12 protein-coding genes and 3 pseudogenes are annotated in these 17,954 nt (G+C 75.4%); 10 read left to right on the forward strand and 5 right to left on the reverse strand.

The features are described 5' to 3' along the window. Nucleotide 1 precedes the first annotated feature (1 nt). The 4 genes from OG689_RS01855 to OG689_RS01870 all read left to right on the forward strand — a co-directional run bounded on the left by OG689_RS01855 (nucleotide 2) and on the right by OG689_RS01870 (nucleotide 6,437). Nucleotides 2-979 (forward strand): carbohydrate ABC transporter permease, encoded by a 978-nt coding sequence (locus tag OG689_RS01855; protein ID WP_266316941.1) that lies wholly within the window; start codon nucleotides 2-4, stop codon nucleotides 977-979. After that, on the forward strand, nucleotides 976-1,818 hold the full coding sequence (locus OG689_RS01860; RefSeq protein WP_266316942.1) for a carbohydrate ABC transporter permease: 843 nt from the start codon (nucleotides 976-978) through the stop codon (nucleotides 1,816-1,818). Before OG689_RS01855 ends, OG689_RS01860 begins: the two co-directional genes overlap by 4 nt. 34 nt (nucleotides 1,819-1,852) lie before the next feature. Next, complete coding sequence (locus tag OG689_RS01865) at nucleotides 1,853-3,817, forward strand: DUF5107 domain-containing protein (protein ID WP_266316943.1); 1,965 nt, start codon at nucleotides 1,853-1,855, stop codon at nucleotides 3,815-3,817. A 160-nt stretch (nucleotides 3,818-3,977) separates the two neighbouring features. Continuing rightward, nucleotides 3,978-6,437, forward strand: a complete 2,460-nt coding sequence (locus OG689_RS01870; RefSeq protein WP_266316944.1) for an RICIN domain-containing protein — start codon at nucleotides 3,978-3,980, stop codon at nucleotides 6,435-6,437. 123 nt (nucleotides 6,438-6,560) lie between these two features. Here OG689_RS01870 and OG689_RS01875 read toward each other — a convergent pair. Next, nucleotides 6,561-7,244, reverse strand: a pseudogene (locus OG689_RS01875) (ABC transporter ATP-binding protein); the annotation flags it as partial. Here OG689_RS01875 and OG689_RS01880 point away from each other — a divergent pair. Further along, a pseudogene (locus OG689_RS01880) lies at nucleotides 7,240-7,491 on the forward strand (TOBE domain-containing protein); the annotation flags it as partial. The pseudogenes OG689_RS01875 and OG689_RS01880 overlap by 5 nt on opposite strands. A gap of 96 nt (nucleotides 7,492-7,587) precedes the next feature. Continuing rightward, nucleotides 7,588-8,367: a class I SAM-dependent methyltransferase gene (locus OG689_RS01885; RefSeq protein ID WP_266316946.1), complete on the forward strand. Its 780-nt coding sequence runs from the start codon at nucleotides 7,588-7,590 to the stop codon at nucleotides 8,365-8,367. A gap of 66 nt (nucleotides 8,368-8,433) precedes the next feature. On the opposite strand, the gene OG689_RS01890 is transcribed toward OG689_RS01885, so the two are convergent. From OG689_RS01890 to OG689_RS01900, 4 genes and pseudogenes are all read right to left on the reverse strand, one after another. Further along, on the reverse strand, nucleotides 8,434-9,135 hold the full coding sequence (locus OG689_RS01890) for an ATP-binding cassette domain-containing protein (protein ID WP_266316947.1): 702 nt from the start codon (nucleotides 9,133-9,135) through the stop codon (nucleotides 8,434-8,436). Between the two features lie 46 nt (nucleotides 9,136-9,181). After that, the gene (locus tag OG689_RS44700) at nucleotides 9,182-9,937 is read right to left on the reverse strand and encodes an ATP-binding cassette domain-containing protein (protein WP_323189240.1); all 756 of its coding nucleotides are present in this window, start codon (nucleotides 9,935-9,937) and stop codon (nucleotides 9,182-9,184) included. 208 nt (nucleotides 9,938-10,145) lie between these two features. Then, nucleotides 10,146-12,050: an ABC transporter permease gene (locus OG689_RS01895; protein ID WP_323189241.1), complete on the reverse strand. Its 1,905-nt coding sequence runs from the start codon at nucleotides 12,048-12,050 to the stop codon at nucleotides 10,146-10,148. A gap of 125 nt (nucleotides 12,051-12,175) precedes the next feature. Then, nucleotides 12,176-12,616, reverse strand: a pseudogene (locus OG689_RS01900) (hypothetical protein); the annotation flags it as partial. Nucleotides 12,617-12,825: 209 nt separating this feature from the next. Between OG689_RS01900 and OG689_RS01905 the strand changes: the two are divergent. The 4 genes from OG689_RS01905 to OG689_RS01920 all read left to right on the forward strand — a co-directional run bounded on the left by OG689_RS01905 (nucleotide 12,826) and on the right by OG689_RS01920 (nucleotide 17,896). Then, the gene (locus tag OG689_RS01905; protein WP_266316948.1) at nucleotides 12,826-13,458 is read left to right on the forward strand and encodes a hypothetical protein; all 633 of its coding nucleotides are present in this window, start codon (nucleotides 12,826-12,828) and stop codon (nucleotides 13,456-13,458) included. Then, nucleotides 13,449-14,810, forward strand: coding sequence for an ABC transporter substrate-binding protein (locus tag OG689_RS01910; RefSeq protein WP_266316949.1), 1,362 nt, complete (start codon nucleotides 13,449-13,451; stop codon nucleotides 14,808-14,810). The genes OG689_RS01905 and OG689_RS01910 overlap by 10 nt, the downstream gene beginning before the upstream one ends. Before the next feature lie 194 nt (nucleotides 14,811-15,004). After that, the gene (locus tag OG689_RS01915) at nucleotides 15,005-15,661 is read left to right on the forward strand and encodes an HAD-IA family hydrolase (protein ID WP_266316950.1); all 657 of its coding nucleotides are present in this window, start codon (nucleotides 15,005-15,007) and stop codon (nucleotides 15,659-15,661) included. 168 nt (nucleotides 15,662-15,829) lie between these two features. Further along, a complete protein-coding gene (locus OG689_RS01920) occupies nucleotides 15,830-17,896 on the forward strand; it encodes a SpoIIE family protein phosphatase (RefSeq protein ID WP_266316951.1) in 2,067 nt (688 codons plus the stop codon). The last annotated feature ends 58 nt before the right edge of the window (nucleotides 17,897-17,954 follow it).

Raw genomic sequence — 17,954 nt, forward strand, 5'->3', positions numbered from 1 at the left:
CATGCACCCCGCACCCACCACCACCACGACGGCTCCGGCGCGGCCCACCGGGCCCGCCCCGGCCACCCCGCCACCGGACGCCCCGCGGGGCCGCGCCGTCGACTGGCGCCGCTGGACCCCGCTCGGTTTCCTGCTCCCGTTCGGCTCCCTGTTCCTGATCACCTTCATCGCGCCGATCTGCTACGCCGTCCACCAGAGCCTGTTCAAGCTGCACCGCTCCGGCCTCGGGCTCACTCCCCCGACCACGGTCTTCACCGGGCTCTCCAACTACACCGAAGCGCTGGCGGACGAGGCGTTCACCTCCTCGGTGGTGCGGGTGCTGCTGATCGGCGCCGTCCAGGTACCGCTGATGCTGGGCCTGGCCCTGCTGCTGGCCCTGCTGCTCGATGCCCGCCGCACGCCCGGCAAGCGGTTCTTCCGGCTGGCCTTCTTCCTGCCGTACGCCATCCCCGGCGTGATCGGCGGCCTGATGTGGTCCTTCCTCTACCAGCCGGACGTCAGCCCGATCGCCGACGCGCTCGCCGGCATCGGCCTGCACGTCGACTTCACCTCGGACAGCTGGCTGCCCTGGTCGGTCGGCAACATCCTCACCTGGGGCTGGACCGGCTACAACATGATCGTCATCCACTCCGCGCTCAAGGCCATCCCCGGCGAGCTGACCGAGGCCGCCGCACTGGACGGCTGCACCGGCTGGCGCCTCGCCTGGCACGTCAAGATCCCGCTGGTGCGGCCCGCCCTGCTGATGACCACGGTGTTCTCCATCATCGGCACCGCCCAGCTCTACAACGAGCCGGTCGTGATGAAGGCCGTCGCGCCCAACCTCTCCAGCAGCTGGACGCCGATCATGGCGGCCCAGAACGAGGTGGCGGCGAACAACTACCACGCGGCGGCGACCCGTTCGGTGATCCTGGCGCTGGTGATCTTCGTCCTCTCGTTCGGATTCATGCGGTTCGTCAACAAGCGCGGAGCGGCACTATGAGGACCACACGTCCCGCCGGCCGCATCGGGGTGCTCGCCGTCCTGGTGCTCGCGGCGGTCTACTCCCTGCTCCCGGTGTGGTGGCTGGTCGTCTCCGCGACCAAGGGCAGCAGCGATCTCTTCGCCAGCAACGGGTTCTGGTTCGCCGGGCGCTTCGAGCTGGTCGACAACATCTCCGACCTGCTGGGTGTCCAGGACGGCATCTACGGGCGCTGGCTGCTCAACAGCCTGCTCTACGCGGTGGGCGGCGCCGTCACGGCCACGCTGCTGTCCGCGATGGCGGGCTACGTGCTCGCGAAATACACCTTCCGGGGCCGCGAGGCGGTGTTCAACACCGTGCTGGGCGCCATCCTGCTGCCCGCCCCGCTGTTCGCGCTGCCGCTCTACCTGATGTTCTCCGCCACCCACATCGTGAACACCTTCTGGGCGGTGTTCATCCCCAGCATCGTCAGCCCGTTCGGCGTGTACCTCTCGCGGATCTACGCCGCCGCCGCGGTTCCCGACGAACTGCTGGAGGCCGGACGGATCGACGGCGCGGGCGAGTTCAGGATCTTCCGGTCGATCGCCCTGCGGGTCCTCCAGCCCTCGCTGGTCACGATCTTCCTGTTCCAGTTCGTGACGATCTGGACCAACTACCTGCTGCCCTCGCTGATGCTCGCCGACGACCGGCTGCAGCCGGTCACGGTCGGCCTGGTCGCCTGGAAGGAACAGCGCGGCCAGACCGTCCCCTACAACCTGATCATCACCGGCGCGCTGATCTCCGTGATCCCGATCGTGGTGATGTTCCTCCTGCTGCAGCGCTACTGGAAGGCCGGACTCACCTCCGGCAGCGTCAAGTAGCCCACCACACAACCCCGAAGAGGCATGGCAACAGATGAGTGAGCTGCGGCTGACCACCCTGACCCTGCCGACCGCACCGGTCGGCCCGGTCAACCCCCTCCCCCCGCTGTTCGGCGGCGCCGACCTGCACCAGGTCGAGGACACCACCCTGGCGGACGAGGAGATGCGCCACAACATCGGCTACGGCCGGGTGCCCTCCGTCATGCCGTACCTGATGCAGGACGGCTACACCCGCGAGCGCGCGCCGGCCGAACACCCGGTGGCGGTGCTGGAGAACGCGACGCTGCGGGCCACCTTCCTGCTCGGCGCCGGCGGCCGGCTGTGGTCGCTGGTCCACAAGCCGACCGGACGCGAACTCCTCTTCCGCAACCCGGTGTTCCAGCCCGCCAACCTCGCCCTGCGCGGGGCCTGGCTGGCCGGCGGCGTCGAGTGGAACATCGGCACCATCGGCCACACCCCCACCACCTGCGAGCCCCTGCACGCCGCCCGCGTCACCCGTCCGGACGGCACCCCGGTGCTGCGGATGTGGGAGTTCGAGCGGATCCGCGGCGTGGTCTTCCAGATCGACGCCTACCTGCCGGACGACTCCCAGGTCCTGCTGGTGCACATCCGGATCACCAACCCGCTGGACCGCACCGTCCCGATGTACTGGTGGTCCAACATCGCCGTCCCCGAGGCCCCCGACGTACGCGTGCTCGCCCCCGCCGACGCGGCCTGGCAGTTCTCCTACGACCGCCGGATCCGCCACGTCGGCCTGCCCGCCCCCGACGGCACCGACCTCAGCCGCACCACCCTCTCCCGGGACGCCGCCGACTACTTCTTCGACGTCCCGGCCGGCCGGCGGCGCTGGGTCACCGCCCTGGACGCCGGCGGCCGCGGCCTGGTCCAGGCCTCCACCGAGCGGCTCCGCGGCCGCAAGCTCTTCCTCTGGGGGCAGGGCGAGGGCGGCCGGCACTGGCAGGAATGGCTCGCCGAACCCGGCCACGCCTACCTGGAGATCCAGGCCGGCCTCGCCCGCACCCAGCTGGAACACCTGCCGATGCCGGCCGGCGCCCGCTGGTCCTGGGTGGAGGCCTACGGCCTGCTGGAGGCCGACCCCGGCGCCGTCCACGGCGACGACTGGACGGCCGCCCAGGACGCGGCCCGCACCGGGCTGGACCGGCTCGTCCCGCAGAGTGTCCTGGACGCCGAACTCGAAGCGGCCGCCCGCTGGGTGGACCAGCGGCCGGACGAACTGCTGCAGGCCGGATCCGGCTGGGGCGCCCTCGAACAGCACCGCCGCCACCGGGCCGGGGAGGCGCCGCTGACCACCCCCGGCGCGCCCTTCCCCGACCGCGCCCTCGGCCCCGAGCAGGCCCCCTGGCTCGAACTCCTCGACCACGGAAGCATCACCGCCGCCGACCCCGGCCTCGCACCGGCCTCCTACCAGATCGACCCCGCCTGGCAGGAACCGCTGGGCGCGGCGGACGGCTGGCTCGCCCAGCTCCACCTCGGCACCCTGCACGCCCACACCGGCGACCACGAAGCCGCCCGGAAGGCCTGGCTGCACTCCGTCGAGCTCCACCCCACTGCCTGGGCCTGGCGCAGCCTGGCCGCGCTGGCCGCGCACAGCGGCGACCTCGACGAGGCCGCCCGGGCCTACCGGGAGGCTCTGCGGCTGGCCCCCGCCCTGCTGCCGCTGGTGCTGGAGAGCGCCGGCGTGCTGCTCCGCGCCGGGCACCCGCGGGAGGTGCTGGAGCGCCTCGAAGCGCTGGACGCGGCTCAGCGCGCGACGGGCCGGGTCCGCTGGACGGAGGCCCGTGCCGCCCTCCAGGCCGGGGACGTGGAGCGCTGCGGACGCCTGCTGCACGAGGGCATCGAGGTCGCCGACATCCGCGAGGGCGAGGGCTCCCTGCACGAGCTCTGGTTCGCCCATCGCGCCGCGCAGCGGAGCGCGCCCGAGGCGGAGCTGCCGAGCGCGTACGACTTCCGGATGCTCGGCGCCGACGCCCCGCACTGACGAGGACCCCCACCGACGACGGCCCGGGCCCACATCCCGAGCCGTTCCCCGGCGGCCTGCCACCCGGCCGGCCGCCGGGCGCACCACCCTGCCGTTCCCTTCCCGCCGATCCCCCACCGCGCCGCTCCGCGCGAGCGGCGTGCCGAGCAGAAGGAGTCCCATGTCCTCCCCTCCGCGCAGATCGATCGCCACGGCCTTCGCCGCGGCCCTGCTGACGCTCTCCGGCGGCGTCGCCACGCCGGCCTCGGCGGCGGCCCCGCCCTCCGCCACCTACACCATCGGCGTGGGCACCCCGGTGCCGTACACCCACCCGACCGACACCCAGGCGTCCCCGTACACCGACAAGGACGGGACGTTCTGGTTCCAGCAGTCCGCCGCGCTCTACGGTGCCACCGACCCCCGGTACTGGGACTTCTTCACCGGCACCGACTTCGACACCGCCGCCCGGTCGGCCGCGGTCAGCAACGCGGTCAACCCCGCCAACAGCAACGACCGCAACAACGACACCACCTGGCGGTGCAACAACAGCCCGACCGGGGTGGAGGCCACGTACGCGCCGAGCGGCTCCGGCTACGCCCAGAAGAACTACTGCGACCTGGCCGGGGTCTGGGTCGACCCGGACACCGGCGACTGGTACGGCCTGGTGCACAACGAGTTCACCCCGCAGCCCTTCGGCGACGGCCTGCACTACGACGCGATCGACTACACGGTCTCCAAGGACCAGGGCCGCACCTGGACCGTCAAGAGCCACGTCCTCACCTCGCCGTACAGCACCGCCCGCGGGGACACGGCCGCGTTCCCGAACCAGACGTACTCCTACGGCGACGGCGACCAGCGGCTCTTCGTGGACACCGCCTCGGGCTACTTCTACGTCTACTACGGCTCCCGGATCCTCGACAAGAGCGGTGGCTGGAAGGCCTTCTACGAGCACGTGGCCCGGGCCCCGATCGCGCAGAAGATGGCGCCCTCCTCCTGGCAGAAGTGGTACGACGGCGCCTGGTCGCAGCCCGGCGTGGGCGGCCAGGAGAGCAACATGGTGCCCGTCGACGGCTCCAGCACCACCGGGTACACCCCGGTGGCCAAGGAGTACAACCCGGCGAACACCGGGACGGCGGCCCAGCAGATCGCAGCCGGCAAGATGCCCGCGACCTCGCCGCTGTTCGTCATGGACATCACCTACAACGCCTATCTGGGGCTGTACATCGGCGAGCCGCAGGCCGTCGACCAGAGCGGCAACGCCCCGCAGCGGTACTACGCCACCGACGACCTGTCGACCCAGAAGTGGTACCCGATCGGCGACACCGGCAGCTACCACACCGCCTCCTGGTACCGCTGGTTCCTGGACGGTGCCAACCGGACGAACTCGACGATCGTCGGCAAGTCCTTCCGCTCCTACTGCTCCTTCGGGTGCTCGAACGGTGCCTCCGGCGAGTACGTGGACGTCACCATCGGCTCCTCCGCCCCGGCCGCGCCTCCGGTCGACCTGAGCAAGGCCTACCGGATCGCCAACGGCAACGGCCGGGTGCTGGCCCAGGTCTCCGGCAGCTCCGCCACCACCTCCACCGCAGCCTCCACCGGCTCCGGCCTGGAGAACTGGACCTTCGCGGCCGACGGCGACGGCTCCTACCGGATCGCCAACTCCGCGACCGGCCAGCTGCTGGGCGTCGACGCAGGCTCCACCGCGGGCCGCGCCTGGGGCGCCAGGCCCACCGTCACCGCCGCCGGGGCGGGCGGTCCGAGCGTCGCCCAGCAGTGGTTCGTCATCGCCGGCTCCGGCGGCCACCGGCTGGTCAACCGCTGGAGCGGCCTGGTGATCGGCCTGTCCGCCGACTCCGCCCGGCTCGCCGAGACCACCCCCACCCGCAGCTGGACCAACACCACCGGCAGCTCCGTCGGCGGGACACGCGGCGCGGCCGAGCAGGTCCTGACCCTCACCCCGGCCGGGGCGGCGCCGGAGGTCGTCACGGTCGCCGGCCCCGGCAACCAGTCGGGCAAGGTCAACACGGCCGTCTCGCTCCAGCTGAGCGCCACCGACTCCGCAGGCAAGGCCCTGACCTTCTCCGCCACCGGACTGCCGGCGGGCCTGTCGATCAGCTCCTCGGGCCTGATCTCCGGCACGCCCACCACCAGCGGTTCCTCCACCGTCACGGTCATCGCGTCCTCGGGCACCGCGAGCGGTTCGGTCTCCTTCAGCTGGGCCGTCAACCCCGCCCTGAGCGGCACCCACACGATGCTGACCTCGGGCAAGGCCCTGGACGACCCGAACCACTCCACCGCCCCCGGCACCCAGTTCGTCGTCTGGAGCGCCAACGGCGGCAGCAACCAGAGCTGGGTCTTCACCCAGCAGACGGACGGCAGCTACCAGATCGCCAACGCCCTCTCCACCCTGTGCATGGACGTCAGCGGCGGCTCCACGGCCGCCGGCGCCCAGATCATCCAGTGGTCCTGCACCGGCGGCGGCAACCAGCGCTGGCTGGTGAACGCCACCACCGGCGGGGGCTGGACCGTGGCCTCCCGCAGCAGCGGACTGCTGCTGACGGCGGCCGCCGCCACCGACGGCGCCCTGGTCACCCAGCAGCCGGACACCGGCTCGGCCCTGCAGCGCTGGACGATCGGCTGAGTCCGCCCGGGGTGACGCCCCGGCCTTGAACCCCGCACCGGGGAGCGCCGGTCCGCTCGGGCAGCACGCCCGCGCGGACCGGCGCGCCGGCGCGTGCGGGGGGGGTGTCCTGTCGACGGCGGATCAGAGCGGGACGAGGGTGGTCTCGGTCGCCTTGACGCTGGTCCACACCGGTGTGCCGTCGGCGAACCCGTACCGGGCGGCGGCCTCGGGGGTGATCTCGGCGACCAGGTCCGGCACCTGGTCGGAGGTGACCAGCACCCGCAGCCGGCTGCCCAGCGCGGTGATTTCGCCGATCCGGCCCGGCCAGACGTTGCGGGGGCTGCCCGCGGGGCGCTCCCGGTGCAGGGCGACGGCCTCCGGGCTGATGATCGCGATCGCCTCGGTGCCGGCGGCCAGCACCTCGGCGGCGATCAGCCGGCCGCCGCCGGGCAGTGCCAGACCCTCACCGGTGGCCGTCCCGGGCCAGGCGTTGCGGCCGAGCATCCGGGCCACCCAGGGGGACCTCGGACCACGGGCGACCTCGGCCGGCGGGGCGTACTGGAGCGGCCTGCCGTCCTCCAGGACGAGCACCCGGTCCGCCAGCGAGACGGCCTCCACCGGGTCGTGGGTGACGATCAGGCAGACCCCGCCGAACCCGGAGAGGTGGCGCCGCAGGGTGTGCCGGACGTGCGCGCGGGTGGTCTGGTCGAGGGCGGCCAGCGGCTCGTCCAGCAGGAGCAGCCGGGGCCGGGTGGCGAGGGCCCGGGCCAGTGCCACCCGCTGGGCCTGGCCGCCGGAGAGCTGTCCCGGTTTGCGGTGCGCCAGGGTCAAGTCCACCGAGGTCGCGCTGGCCACCGGCCCGGTCCAGGGGATCAGCATCCGCAACCAGCTGGCGGGGACGGTCTCGGAGATCGCGGCCGGCGGCGCGATGGCGGCGGTCAAGGTCACCGTGGGCGGCGGGGAGCTGACCGCGGCCATCACCAGGGACGCCGTCGACGACCTCGGCCTGGCCGTCGGATCGCAGGTCGTCGCCCTGATCAAGTCGACCGAGGTCTCGCTGGCCGCGGACTGACCCGCCGTCCGTCGGCGTTCCCTCCTCGGGAGCCGGGAGCGCGGAGCATCGGCGAAACACCGTCATGCACCTGACGGATCGGCTGTAATGGGGATCATGAGCACTCTCCCCGCCGGCGGCACGCCGGTCACCTACGACCGCATCGGCGCCGGCTACCGGAACGTCCGGCACCCGGACCCGCGGCTGGCCGCGCTGATCGCCCAGGCCCTGGCGGGCGCCGGCACGGTGCTCAACGTCGGTGCGGGCACCGGGTCCTACGAGCCGGCGGAGGCCGAGGTGACGGCCGTCGACCCGTCCCAGGTGATGCTCGACCAGCACCCGGGCAGTCGCAAGGTCCGCGCCTGGGCCGAGGATCTCCCGTTCGCGGACGGCGAGTTCGACGCCGCGATGGCGATCATGACCGTGCACCACTGGACCGACCTGCGCCAGGGCCTGCGGGAACTGCGCCGGGTGGCCCGCCGGCAGGTGGTCCTCACCTGGGACCCGACCCACCCGCTGGAGCTGTGGATCGTCTCGGAGTACGTGCCGGAGATCCGCGACCTGGAGAACTCCCGGTTCCTCCCGGTCGCCGAGGTCGCGCGGGAGCTCGGCGCGCACACCGTGCTGCCCTTCCCGATCCCGCACGACTTCACGGACGGCTTCCAGGTCGCCTTCTGGCGCCGGCCCGAGCAGTACCTGGACGCGACCGTCCGCCGGGCCAGTTCGACCTTCGCGACCCTCCCCGACGAGGTCGTCGAACCCGCCGTGGCCCGGCTGCGCGCCGACCTGGAGTCCGGGGTCTGGGCCCGTCGCCACGCCGACCTCCTCCGCCAGGAGACCGTGGACTACGGGTTCCGGCTGCTGATCGCCGACAACGACGGCCCGCCGCAGGGCTGACCCGCACGCCCCGCCCCGGCCGCGGACGCGCTGCGGGCCGGCCCGAGCGGGGCGGGGCCGACGCCCTCAGACCGGCCAAGGGCCGTCCGTCCCGTCGGCACCGCCCGGCCCACCCGTACTCCCCGCCGCGCCCAGTTCGCTCGGCTCCCCGCTGAACGCCACCCGGCCGCGCCGCAGTACGTGCACCACTGCCGCCCGCCGCAGGGACGGCAGCGGGGCCTGCTCGGCCAGCACCACCGCCGGCCCGGCCGCCGCCAGCTCGAACAGGGCGCCGTGCAGCCGGGCCACCACCGCCGGAGCGAGCCCCCGACCCGGTTCGTCGAGCAGCAGCACCCGCGGCCCGGCGGCCAGCGCCCGGCCGACCGCCACCATCTGCTGTTCCCCGCCGGAGAGCGTGCCCGCCCGCCGGTGGAGCAGCCCGGCCAGTTCGGGGAAGTACCGGTCCACCCGGCCGTCACCGGACAGCGCGAGGTTCTGGGCCACCGTCAGCGAGCCGAACACCCCGCGCCCGGCCGGGACGTACGCCAACCCCGCCCCGGCCCGGCGGTGGGCGTCGAGCTCGGTGACGTCCCGCCCCTCCCACAGCACCTGCCCGGCCGACACCGGGACGTCGCCGGCCAGCGCCCGCAGCACCGTCGTCCGGCCCGAGCCGTTGCGGCCGAGCAGCACCGTGACCCGGCCCGCCGGGCAGGCGAGATCCACTCCGTGCAGGGCCTCCAGCAGCCCGTACCTGACCCGGACGCCCCGCAGCTCCACGGCTACGGCCATCGCGGCACCGGGCCGGTCGTCCGCCGCGCGAGCCGTCGGAGCCGCCTCACAGCTCGCCCCAGGCCGCCGCCACCCGCCGGTCGGCCAGCACCTCGCGGGTGGGGCCGCAGGCCACCACCCGCCCGGCGGCCATCACGTACACGGTGTCGGCGAGCCGGGAGACCAGTTCGACATCGTGCTCGACCAGCAGCAGCGCCATCCCCTCGGCCGTCAGGGCCCGCAGGACGGCGGCCAGCCGCGCGGTCTGGGCGAGGTCGAGTCCGGCGGCCGGTTCGTCCAGCAGCAGCACCCGGGGCGCCGCGGCGAGCGCCCGGGCCAGCTCCAGCAGCCGCAGGGCGCCGGGGGGCAGGCGGTCGGCCGGCCAGTCGCGGACCAGGTCGAGGTCCAGCAGGCGCAGCGCCCGCTCGGTCGCGGCGCCGGCGGCGGCGTGAGCAGCGGCGGGGGCGGGCCGGCCCAGCTGGGCACGGGCGGCGGCGCCGTGGCGCTGTTCGGCCCCCACCCGGACGTTCTCCGCCACCGTCAGCCCGGGGAACGCGGCGACCTGCTGGAAGGTCCTGGCCAGTCCGAGGCGGGCCCGGGCGTGGTCGGGCAGGCGGGTGATGTCGCGGCCCGCGAGCAGGACCCGCCCGGCGTCCGGGCGGGTGGCGCCGGCCAGGCAGTCGAAGAGGGTGCTCTTGCCGGCCCCGTTCGGCCCGACCAGCGCGGTGATCCGGCCCGGCGGGACGGCCAGGTCCACCCCGTCGACGGCCCTGATGCCGCCGAAGCCGCGGACCACGCCACGCGCGGTCAGGCCCGCGCTCACCGGGGCCGCCCGGCGGGGCGCCGAAGGTCCGAGCAGCGGTCCTCCGGCGCGACGGCGGTGCGCGGCAAGGGAGCGGACCCGACGGCGGTGCGCGGGACGGGAGGATGCGGGACGGCCGCGCCCGGGACGAGTGGCGAGGTGCCCGGTACCGCGGCGGGCCGCCCGCCGGCGACGGCACGGCCCCGGCGGCGCAGCGGCTCCCCCGCCGTCATCGCGACCGCTCCGCGATCCGCCGCCGCAGCCTCTCGCCGAGCGGGGTGAGGCCGGGGGCAGGGCGGTCGGCGAGCCGGCGGGCGAGGCCGGCCAGGCCGCCCGGCAGCCGGCCGATCGCCGTGGCCAGCGCCCCGACCACCACGGCGGAGACACCCGGCAGCGTACCGGCGTCCAGCCCGGTCAGCAGGGCGGCGGCGAGCACGGCGCCGGTCGCGCTGTCCGCCCCGGCGACCACCACGGTGGCGAACCACAGCAGGCTCCGGACCGGGTCGAAGGCGGTGGCGTCGAAGCCCTGCTCCGCCAGTGCCGTCAGCCCGCCGCCGAGCGCGGCCAGGCCGGCGCCGGCCATGAAGACCAGCACCTTGAGCCTCGGCACGTCGACCCCCGCGGCCGAGGCGCCCGCCTGGTGGTCGCGCATCGCGGTCAGCGAGCGGCCCGGCCGGCCCCGGTGCAGAGTCCGGACCAGCAGCAGGCCGGCCCCGAGCAGCACGAGTTCGACCAGGTAGAAGCCCCGGTCGTCGGCGGGCAGCCCGAGCCGGGAGACGGTCAGGCCGTTGGTGGCGTAGGGCTGGTCGAACACCAGCCGGCTGAGCGCCGTCCCCACCGCGAAGGTGACCAGGGCCAGGGCCAGACCGCGGCGGCGGACGGCCGGCCAACCGGTGAGCAGACCCAGCGGTACGGTCGCGGCCACCGCCAGCAGCAGCGCGGGGACGGCGGGCAGCATGGGGACGCCCGGGACCTGGCCGGACATCAGCAGCGCCGTGCCGAGCGCGCCGAGCCCGGCGTACCCGGCCTGACCGAGCGACACCTGGCCGCCGTACCCGGTCACCACCACGAGGGAGAGCAGCACCAGCGCCAGCGCGGGCACCAGCAGGGCGTGCCGCAGGTCCTCCGGGCGGAAGCCCAGCGGCAGCAGCAGGAGCACCGCGCAGGCCGTCCGGGCGGCGGACGAACCCCGCCGGCCGGCCCGGCCGCCGGGGGCGGCGAGGCCCGGCCCGTCCTGGCCGCGGCCCCACGGCAGCAGCGCGGCGACCAGCAGGGCGACCACGAAGAGGTTGGTCTGCACGGCCTGGGCCAGCGGCAGGAGCTGCCCGCCGGGCCGCAGTCGGGCCAGCTCGCTCTGCGCGACGCCGAGCGCCAGGCCGGTGGCCACCGCGACGGGCAGACTCCGCAGCCGGGCCGCGACGGCCACCGCCATGGTCGCCGTGACCAGCAGCGGGAGCCCGTACGGGTCCAGCAGCAGGAGCGGCGCCAGCAGGACGCCGACCAGGCCCGCGGTGAAGGAGCCGAAGGCCCAGCCGGCGGCGGAGATCCGGTCGGCGTCGATGCCGGCGAGCCGGGCCAGGCGGCGGTCGTCCACGACCGCGCGGAGCCTGACCCCGAACGCGGTGTGCCGCTCGACCAGGCCGACCCCGCCGGCCAGGCCCAGCACGACGGCGAGTTGGACCACGGTGTCCAGCCGCAGCGGGTGCCCGGCGGGCCGGGCCATCACGGTGGCCGGGACGAGCGCGGGCGCGTCGCCGAACGGGGTGGTGCCCCAGATCAGCACGATCACGCCGATCAGCAGCACGAAGACGCCGATCCCGGCGACCATGCTCTCGGCCGGTCCCGCGTCGCGTCGCCGCAGCGGCCGGAAGACCGCCAGGTCGAGCAGGACACCGAGCGCGGGCGCGGCGACGAGCAGGCAGAACGCGGCGGCGGGGGCGAGCGGCCAGTGCCGCACCACGACCAGCTCGCGCAGCAGGTAGGCGGTGGCCGTCGCCTGCGCGCCCTGGGCGAGGTTGAGCACCCCGGTGGCCCGGTGGGTGACCACCAGCCCGACGCCGCTGAGCGCGGCCGCGCTGCCCACGGCCAGCCCGGCCAGGGCCAGGTCGACGCTGAGGTCCAGGGTGCCGGGCACGGGGGTCAGCCGCCGCTGGGGGGTGCGGGTGGGGCGGCGGGCGGGTCCGTGCGCGGCGGGGTGGGCTGGTCGGGTGGGGCGGCCGGCGGGTCCGTACGCGGCGCGGCGGGCGGGTCGGGCGGGTCGGGTTCGCAGACCGGGCAGGGGGCCAGGCCCCGCCGGGCGATCGCCGCGGCGTCGACCGGGGTGGCCAGGGTCTTGCCCGCCACCAGGGGGCAGTCCCGGCGGTGGTGGAGGGTGCCGTCGGGCAGCGCGAGCGGCGGGCCGGGCGGCCCGGACGCCGGGACCACCGGTCCGGGCTCGCCCACCAGCAGGGAGTGCAGCTGCTCGACCCGGCGGGCCGTCCCGGCGCCGCCGCCCCCGTCGGACTGCCGGGCGGCGATCAGCACCGCCCCGGCCACGATCAGCGCCGCCCCGGGCACGGTCGCCGAGGCCAGGTAGGGCAGCTGCCGGGCGGCCAGGCGCTCGCCGGAGACGCCGTACCAGCCGAGCACGCAGAGCAGGGCTCCGGCCGCCAGGGTGAACCACCCGGGCCACTCGCGCAGCGCCCGGCCGAGGGCCTGCAGCGCCCCGCTGGTCCGGGGCACATGGAGCCGGCTCATTGCCCGGAATTTCCTGTTCTGTCGGCTATATTGCGCTTTGATCGCATATCGTCCCTCATAGTCTCACTTGCGGTACACCGGACCGCAGCTGGACACCGAACCGTCAGCAGGAGCGAGCGACCGGGGCCACGGACGAGGTGCGGCCCTCGGTCGGGAAACGCGGTGAGAGAGCCATGGCCAGCACACACACCGACCAGTACCGCGAGACCGGATCGGGCCGGCCGCACCGGCCCGGCGCAGCGCCGGCGCCCAACCGGCCGCACCGGCGGGCAACCACCGTCCGGCTGACGGGCACCCTGCTGGCCGTCCTCGTCGTGGCGGCCTGCGGCAGCAGCGGCGGCAGCAGCACGTCCAGCGGTTCCCCGTCGGCCGCGGCCTCCGCGACGGCCTCCCCCTCGGCGTCCGGCTCCGCGTCCGCCACGGCCGCGGCGAGCGGGACGGCGCCGGCGGACCCGGCCGCCGCCAAGACCGCCGTGACCACCAACTGGGAGAAGTTCTTCGACCCTGCCACCCCGATCGCCGACAAGGCCGCCCTGCTGCAGGGCGGCGAGCAACTCGCCCCCGCCCTGCAGGGATTCGCCGGCGACCCCCGGGTCGGCCAGGTCAAGGCCCAGGTGACGGACGTGCAGTTCACCTCGGCCACCGACGCCACCGTCACCTACGCGCTCTCCCTCCAGGGCACCGTGGTCCAGCCCGACGCCACCGGGCAGGCCGTGCTCGACAACGGCACCTGGAAGGTCTCCCGCTCCACGCTCTGCGGCCTGGTCCAGCAGAGCGGCGCCACGGCCATCCCCGGGTGCAGTTGACCCGGACGCGCGGACCGGCCGCCCGGCGCCTGCGCCGCGCGGCCGGCCTGGCGGCCCTGCTGCTGGCGCTGACCGGCTGCGGCAGCCGGCTGCCCGAGAGCGAGTTCACCGACGCCGGCACCCCGGCCGCCACCGGCGGGGTCACCGACACCGGCGTCACGGCAGGCGAGATCCGGATCGGCATCATCACCTCGCTCACCAGCCCGGTCGGCAGCGAGACCTTCGCGGGCCCGCGCTACGGCGCCCAGGCCTGGTTCCAGGCCCTCGACGACCGGGGCGGGCTGTCCGGCCGCACCGTGCGGGTGATCACCTGTGACGACGGCGGCAGCGGGATCGGCAACCAGGACTGCGTCCACCGCCTCGTCGACCGCGAGCAGGTGTTCGCCCTGGTCGCGGGCAGCAGCCTGGACTACGCGGGCGCCCCGTACGTCAACTCCCGGGGCGTGCCGGACATCGGCGGCCAGCCGATCGGCACCGCCTACGAACGCTGGCCGCACCTCTTCGGGATCTACGGCAGCGGCGCCCCGCGCGACGGGCGCGCCGTCGGCTGGGACGGCACGCTGTACCAGGGCACCGAGGTGTACCGGTTCTTCAAGGAGCGACTCGGGGCCCGCAGCGCGGCCGTGGTCTCCTACAACCAGGCCGATTCCGCCCGCTACGCACGGCAGCTGGAGCAGGGACTGCGCGCCGAGGGCTACCGGGTGCTGAGCCAGAGCGTGGACCTGGCGCTCCCCGGGTTCCAGGCGGTGGCGGCGGCGATCAAGGCCGACGGCAGCGAACTGCTCTTCGATGCCATGGACGCCCGCGGCAACTCGGCCCTCTGCCAGGCCCTGGAGCCGGCCGGGGTACGGCTGACGGCCAAGGTCACCACTGTGCAGAACTGGTCCGAGTCGGTGCGCACCGACTACCGGTCCTCCCCCACCTGTCGCGACGCCCTCTGGGCGACCTCCGCCAGCCAGAACTACGCGGACACCGGGAAACCCGCCGTCCGGGAGTTCCGCGAAGCCATGGCCCGCTACTTCCCCGACCGCGAACAGAAGCTTTCGGCCTGGGAGTTGGAGGGCTGGGCGGCGGCCAGGTGGCTGACCGACGCGATGGCGTCCTGCGGTGGCGGGCCGACCCGGGCCTGCGTCGAGCACTTCATGCACCGCTCACAGCCCTACGACGCCGGCGGCCTGCTGCTGCCCGCCTCCTTCGTCCCGACGCCGCCGCCGACCGGTCTCACCCGCGCCTGCCTGAACGCCGCCCGCTGGCAGGACGACGCCGACGGCGGCCGCGGCGGCTGGGTCAGCCAAGTCCCGGACATGTACACCACCTGCTACGACGTTCGGCAACTCCCTTATCAGCCCTGACCGTTCACCCACCCCCCGACCGGCCCCGGGAGGCCGTGGCCAGGGCGCCGGGCAGTGGGCCCTCGAGTGGAACGGCCGGATCCGACCGGAGCCCGGCCCCCCCGGACCGCTACCCTGGTGCCCCGCCAGGGCCCTTGGTCCCGGCGGGCGGCCGAGCGCACGGGCGCGGCCGATCATCCGGACGGACGGGCCTGATGACGATCTCCACCACGCGGACCGCGGCGCCCTTCGACGCCGTGCTCTCCGACCTCGACGACGTGATCCGGCGCTTCGACTCCACCGAGGTGACCCGGCTGGAGCGAGCGGCCGGCCTGCCGGTCGGCAGCACGGCCGGATCCGCCTTCGGCCCCGGCCGCGGAGAGCCGCTGGTCCTCGGGCAGCTCACCAGGGACGCCTGGGTCGAGTCGACCGCGAGCGGCCTCGCCGACCGGGTACCGCCGGACCGCGCCCGGGAGCTGGCCGCCGCGTTCGCCCGGGCGCCGTTCCGGACCGACCCGGAGGTGGTGGAACTACTGCGCGCCGCACGGGCGCACTGCCCGGTGTGGATCGTCACCAACGGCACCCCGTGGCTGGACCAGGACCTCGCCACCATCGACCTGGACGGCCTCGCCGACGGGATCGTCAACAGCGCCCGGGTGGGCATCGCCAAACCCGACCCGGGCATCCTCCTGCACGCCGCCGAGCGGGCCGGCGCCGCGCCGGAGCGCTGCCTCTTCGTCGACGACCGCCTGGCCAACGTCGAGGCCGCCGCGGCCGTCGGCATGACGACGGTGCACTTCCGCACGGCGTCGGACCTCCGCCCGGCCCTCGCCCCGCTGCTCGCACGGCCGGTTCCGCACCCGCGCCGGTAGCACCGGCCGCAGCCAGGACTACGGCCGCCGCCACGATCACACAAGGAAATCAGCCGCGTACGCAGCGTCCCGCCCGCGGCCCTATCCTGAGGGGACGAGACCGACCGGGGCGCCGGGCCCGCCGCGCCGCCCGCCGGAGCCGGTGCCCGAGCGGACGGGACGGTGCGCATGGAGGTTCCCTCGCCCCCGGGCGACGGACGGAACGACCGCGGGACGACCGCACCGGCCACCGCGCTCATCGACGCCGACGGCCGGGTGCAGCTCTGGAGCGACGGCGCCCGGGCCCTGACCGGCTACCCGGCCCACGAGATCGTCGGCCGTGACGCCTCCCTGCTCGGCGATCGGACGGGTCTGCGGGGCCCGGCGTTCGTCCGCGCGCTGCTCCGGGCCGGCGACGGCCTGCGCAGCGACTGGCTGCGGCACCGCGACGGCACCTGCCGAAGCGTCAGGTGGTTCCCGGTCGCGGTGCACTCCGCCGCCGGCCCCGGCGTGCTCGCCGTCGCGGCGACCCCGGGACGGGCTGACGGCGCGGCCGGCGGCACGGCCGTCGCGGGCGACCCGGCCGACCCGGACGGGGTCGGCGATGCGGGTACGGTCCACCGCATGCTACGGTCCGCGCCGATCGGCCTGGCCGTACTGGACACCGACTTGCGCTTCCGGTTCGTCAACGAGGCGCTCGCCCGCCTGAACGGCCGCCCGGTCGAGGGCCACCTGGGCCGCTCCGTGCTGGAGGTCCTGGACCTGCCCGATCCGCAGGCCTACGAGCGGGTGCTGCGCCGGGTGGTGGACGAGGGCGAGACCGTCGAGGGGCTGCGGGCCGCCGCGATCCGGCCGGACGGCGAGCCGTACGCCGTCGTCGGCACGCTGTTCCCGCTCCGGGACGCCGACGGTGCGGTGACCGGCGTCGGCGGCTACGTCCAGCCGCTCGGCGAGGCCGACGGCGAGCTGCTGGACACCGTCCGGGGGCAGCGGCGGCTTGAGCTGCTCGACCGGATCGGCACCCGGCTCGGCCGGGCGCTCGACCCGCGCACGATCGCGGCCGAGCTACGGGCCGCCTGCGTGCCCGGCTTCGCCGACGACCTGGCCGTGGACCTCCTGGACGGCGCGGCCACGGCCGTCCCGGGCGCCGGCGACCCCCGCGCCGCCCGGGACCGGGACGCCGGCCCGTTGCGCTGTCACCCGCTGCTCCCGCCGAAGGGCCCCGGCCGGCCGCGTCCCGAGGACGAACTCGCGCCGGCCCGACCGGTACCGGCGGCGGTCGGCGCCTGCGTCCGGTCCGCCCGGACGGAGCTGTTCGAGACCGGCGCGGCAGCGGCCCGCGGCGGTGAGGGGGCCGGGTACGGGGCCGGGCCGGGGGCTGCGGCCGGGTACGGGGCCGCCGTCCCGCTGGCCACCATCGGACGCGTCCTCGGGGCCGTCACCTTCCGCCGGTCGGCGCCCTTCGACGCCGAGGATCTGCTGCTCGCCCGGGAGATCGCCGCGCGGGCCGCCACCGCGATCGGCAACGCGCTGCTCTACCGCCGCGAACGGCTCGCGGCGCTGGCGCTGCAGCGGCACCTGCTGCCCGCCGGCCTGCCGTCGGCGGGCTGGTTCCGGGCGGCGTACCGCTACCGCCCCGCCGAGGACGGCACCCTGGTCGGCGGCGACTGGTACGACGCGGTGCTCCTCCCCGGCGGTCGGGTCGGGTTCGGCGTCGGGGACGTGATGGGGCACGGCCTCGGGGCCGCGGCGGCCGTCGGCCGCTACCGCTCCTCGGTGCACGCGCTGCTCTCCCTGGGCCTGCCGCCCGGCCAGTTGCTCACCCGCCTGGACGGCATGTTCGGCCACGACGAGGAACTCCCCGCCACCTGCGTGTGCCTCGTGCACGACGCCGGCACCGGCCGCTGCCGGCTCGCCCTGGCGGGTCACCCGCCACCACTGCTGGTGACGCCGGACGGGGACGTCCGGGTGCTGCACGCCGAGCCCGGACCTCCGCTGGGCATGGGGCTCCAGCAGGTGTACCCGGACACCGAGCACCGCGTGCCGGCCGGCAGCCTGCTGATCTGCTACACCGACGGGATGGTCGAGGGCCGCGGCACCGACGAGGACCTCGACCACCGCATCGCGGTGCTCGGCCGCGCGGTCCACGACCCGGGCGCTCCGCTCGACGAGCTGTGCGAGGCGCTGATGACGGCCCGGCCCGCCGACTCCGGCGACGACGCGACGCTGCTGGTCGCCCGCCTCGGCCGGGTCTGACCCGGGCGCGCGCCGACTGCCCCGGGGTGCCGGCCCCGAACGGCGCAGGCAGGTGAAA

The sequence above is a fragment of the Kitasatospora sp. NBC_00240 genome (assembly GCF_026342405.1).
GTDB lineage: Bacteria > Actinomycetota > Actinomycetes > Streptomycetales > Streptomycetaceae > Kitasatospora.